The sequence below is a fragment of the Commensalibacter sp. Nvir genome, from assembly GCF_963921845.1.
Lineage (GTDB): Bacteria > Pseudomonadota > Alphaproteobacteria > Acetobacterales > Acetobacteraceae > Commensalibacter.
Window position 1 is genome coordinate 1 of sequence record NZ_CAWUGZ010000039.1, and the last position, 3,220, is coordinate 3,220.

Here is a 3,220-nt window from a genome sequence, read left to right on the forward strand (position 1 = left end):
TAATAGTATTGACTTATATTTCGCATAATGCGATATATGATAGTGTCAAAAAAGGGAACAGAGCGGTTACTCCATTCCCTTCCAACCCACAAAGGAGTTCAGACATGAAACTTATAATTAACAACTTATCAAAGATTTTTCCAGCTTTTTTTGAGGATAAAAGAGCCATTGAGTTAAAGAGAAAAGAATTAAAAGACCAAATTCGTTTTCAAACCCTTCAAGCGGATCGCTATCGCTACTATCTACCCCGTCATGCACAGGAATGTCGAGAATTGGCTAAGCAAGCGCAAGCCGAGCTAAACCAACTCACCCAAAAACAAGCCTTTAAAATCGGGAGCTGGTTACATGGTTAACTTAAGAGAATTGGCCAAAGAGGCTCATAAAAGGCTTATTAAAGAAGCATTTAATCACTACGTCGCCCTGCTGCACAATGACGAACTTCCCGACGAAAAACTAACCGTAGAACTAATATCTGCCATGAACCATTTTACGAATTGTGGAAATCTTTATGTAAAAGAACTCAAAGAAACCCTTGTGCAGGATATGGCACAAGATGGCGTGTACAAAATTAAAGGCATCACTGTCACTGCTTTATTAGTTAACCCAGTTCCTTCTTGTATCGTGACCCACCCTGAATTAATTGCTTCCACCTATCCTGACCTTATGTCCCCTCCCAAACCGAATAAAACTGAAATAGCTAAACGACTAAGACGCGGGGAAACCATCGAAGGCGCCACGCTGTCAAATGGAGGGCCTCCTACCCTCCGCATAACCCTTATTGAAGAAGCATTTAATCACTACGTTAAAGGAGAAACCCATGCCCAATAATGTCGTTGCGCTACAAGAAAAACAATCTTTTGCCATTCAAACCAAATTTGAGCCTCAGAATCTACATGAACTCATAGAATGGTCAGATCGGGCTGCAAAATCAACTCTAGTTCCAAAAGATTACCTTGGCAAATCCGCTAATATTATAATCGCGGTACAAATGGGAGCAGAACTCGGCTTAGCCCCAATGCAGGCGCTACAAAACATTGCTGTTATTAACGGCAAACCCTCGTTATACGGCGATGCTATGTTAGCGGTATGCCGTGCTTCCCCATTATGTGAATATATTGAAGAAGAGATTAAAGGTGAAACAAAAGAAAAGTGGGAAGCAATTTGTCGCGTTAAACGACGGGGTGACAAAAAAGAAATTGTTTCGCGTTTTAGTTGGCAGGATGCAATTTTTGCCGGCTTAACAAATAAAGATAGTCCTTGGCGCACCTATCCCAAGCGTATGTTGCAGATGCGTGCACGAGGATTTGCCCTTCGCGACGCTTTCCCGGATCTTCTTAGGGGATTAATCACAGTTGAAGAGGCTAGTGATTACCCCTCACCTACCCCTTCCAATACACCACCCTCGATCCAACCTAAACCCGCTCCATCGATCCAAGCTTCCCCTATTCCAGAACCTAGAATCATAACATTGGAAGAAAGAATAGAAACAACTATTGCCTCAATTAAAAGTAAAAAAACAAAAGCTGATCTTGACGATTTGTCACAAAAATGGACGGATAAGGTTACGAAAGCTCGAGCCGAAAACAACGCCATACCCGACGAGCAAGTTAGTCGTGTCGCCGAGGCCTTCAACGAGGCGTACTGTCGTTTGGCTAACACTGATGATGTAGAGTTCATGCCATGATCCTCTCAATTATCGGCATTAACCTTTGCCTCTTCTGGATCGGCTTCATCGCTGGTCAACTTTTTCATACTAAGGATAAATAAATGAATCAGATCATCAATTGGAAAGAAGAACAGATCTGGACGGTTAAAGAACTAGCACAATTTCTAAGAAAAGCCCCCTCCACTATTCAAAGCGAGCTTTCAAGACATCCTGAAGTTTTCCCACCACGGATTAAAGGATTTAAACGTCCACGATGGGACAAAGATATTGCTATGCAATGGTTTAAAGAACAATCAATAGGAGCAAGAAAATTCGTTGGAAGACCTAGAAAAATCAATCCAACTTTTTAGCTAAATCCGCTGCTTTCGGTCTATAGTATCGTTTTAAAACCGATAGATCCTTATGGCCCGTAACGGCAGAGAGTTCCAACACGTTCGAGAGTTTTTTGGACAATTGTGTAGTCGCTTCTCGTCGTGAATCATGAAAGCGCAAATTTTCAATCCCTAATTGTTTTACAGCTCCACTAAAAATTCGCGTCAGCAATGCGGGATTTAGTGGAATTACATTATCCATATCCTTTTTTCTTTTAAGTAAAGACAACAATTCTCTCGCTTTTGATGACAGCGGCACATCCCGGGTTTCACCGTTTTTAGTCATGTCTAGATGAATATAGGACTCATCTAAAAATACATCTTTCCAGCGAAAGGCTAGTAATTCGCCTCTTCTCATGGCCGTTTCTAAAGAAAGACAAAAAGCAAAGGCTACCCATTGCTGATTCGTTTTAGGGCAGCTTTTCCCATCCCATTTTAAAGTTTCACACAACTTCTTTTGATCTTCTTTTGGAATTGTTCGATCTCTAGAAGAAGGGTTTTTAGGTCTTTGAATCATATGAACCGGATTGGAAGATAATTCAATTCCCCATTCTTTAATTGCCATATTAAAAACCGCTGAAATTAAATTTAAATCACGATTAACTGTGGATCCTTTTACTTCTTTTAATCGTTCCTCCCGCCATTGCGCTAATAATTTGGGTGTAATTTGATGGATGGGATAACCAAACAATTTATTCGTTTTTAAAAATTTAATCCTACTTAATTCTATATTCCGTCCTCTTTTTTTTATGGTAACTTCTCGACCATACTTTTCAAGAACATCTGACATTCGAATAACTTCGCTTGCAGGTTGATTAGCAATAAGTTTATCGATATAGTCTCCATTAAGAATACTGAGCTCTAGTTGATAGGACCAAGCTTTCGCTTCTTCTAAGCTATCAAAAGTTGCTGTTTTTCTGATATTTTTACGGCATACTGAGGCTCTCCAAGTATGACCACGTTTAATGATTGATGCCATGTAATAACCTCGTATAAACCAAATCCTTTACATGAAGTCATTACTTAAAATCTTTTAAAAAATATACAATAAAAAGTTAATATTTACACCAAATTACACCAGTTAAACATACAACATATTGATTTTATTGTATAAATATTACCCTCTCACGGCGGCAACACGGGTTCGACTCCCGTACGGGACGCCATTATTATTGAACAGTAT

At 39.7% G+C, this 3,220-nt stretch carries 5 protein-coding genes and 1 tRNA gene; 5 read left to right on the plus strand and 1 reads right to left on the minus strand.

What is annotated here, in order from left to right:
- The 4 genes from AABE15_RS03075 to AABE15_RS03090 all read left to right on the plus strand — a co-directional run.
- On the plus strand, positions 1 to 353 hold a 353-nt coding region (locus AABE15_RS03075; RefSeq protein WP_338329816.1), incomplete at its 5' end, for a hypothetical protein.
- The gene (locus AABE15_RS03080; RefSeq protein WP_338329817.1) at positions 346 to 828 is read left to right on the plus strand and encodes a siphovirus Gp157 family protein; all 483 of its coding nucleotides are present in this window, start codon (positions 346 to 348) and stop codon (positions 826 to 828) included. The genes AABE15_RS03075 and AABE15_RS03080, both read left to right, overlap by 8 nt.
- A complete protein-coding gene (locus AABE15_RS03085) occupies positions 818 to 1,684 on the plus strand; it encodes a hypothetical protein (RefSeq protein ID WP_338329818.1) in 867 nt (288 codons plus the stop codon). The genes AABE15_RS03080 and AABE15_RS03085 overlap by 11 nt, the downstream gene beginning before the upstream one ends.
- A gap of 83 nt (positions 1,685 to 1,767) precedes the next feature.
- A complete protein-coding gene (locus AABE15_RS03090) occupies positions 1,768 to 2,016 on the plus strand; it encodes a hypothetical protein (RefSeq protein ID WP_338329819.1) in 249 nt (82 codons plus the stop codon).
- Here the strand turns inward: AABE15_RS03090 and AABE15_RS03095 are convergent.
- Positions 2,000 to 3,016, minus strand: a complete 1,017-nt coding sequence (locus AABE15_RS03095) for a site-specific integrase (RefSeq protein WP_338329820.1) — start codon at positions 3,014 to 3,016, stop codon at positions 2,000 to 2,002. The genes AABE15_RS03090 and AABE15_RS03095 overlap by 17 nt on opposite strands.
- Before the next feature lie 118 nt (positions 3,017 to 3,134).
- Between AABE15_RS03095 and AABE15_RS03100 the strand changes: the two genes are divergently transcribed.
- A tRNA-Glu gene (locus AABE15_RS03100) sits at positions 3,135 to 3,203 on the plus strand.
- The last annotated feature ends 17 nt before the right edge of the window (positions 3,204 to 3,220 follow it).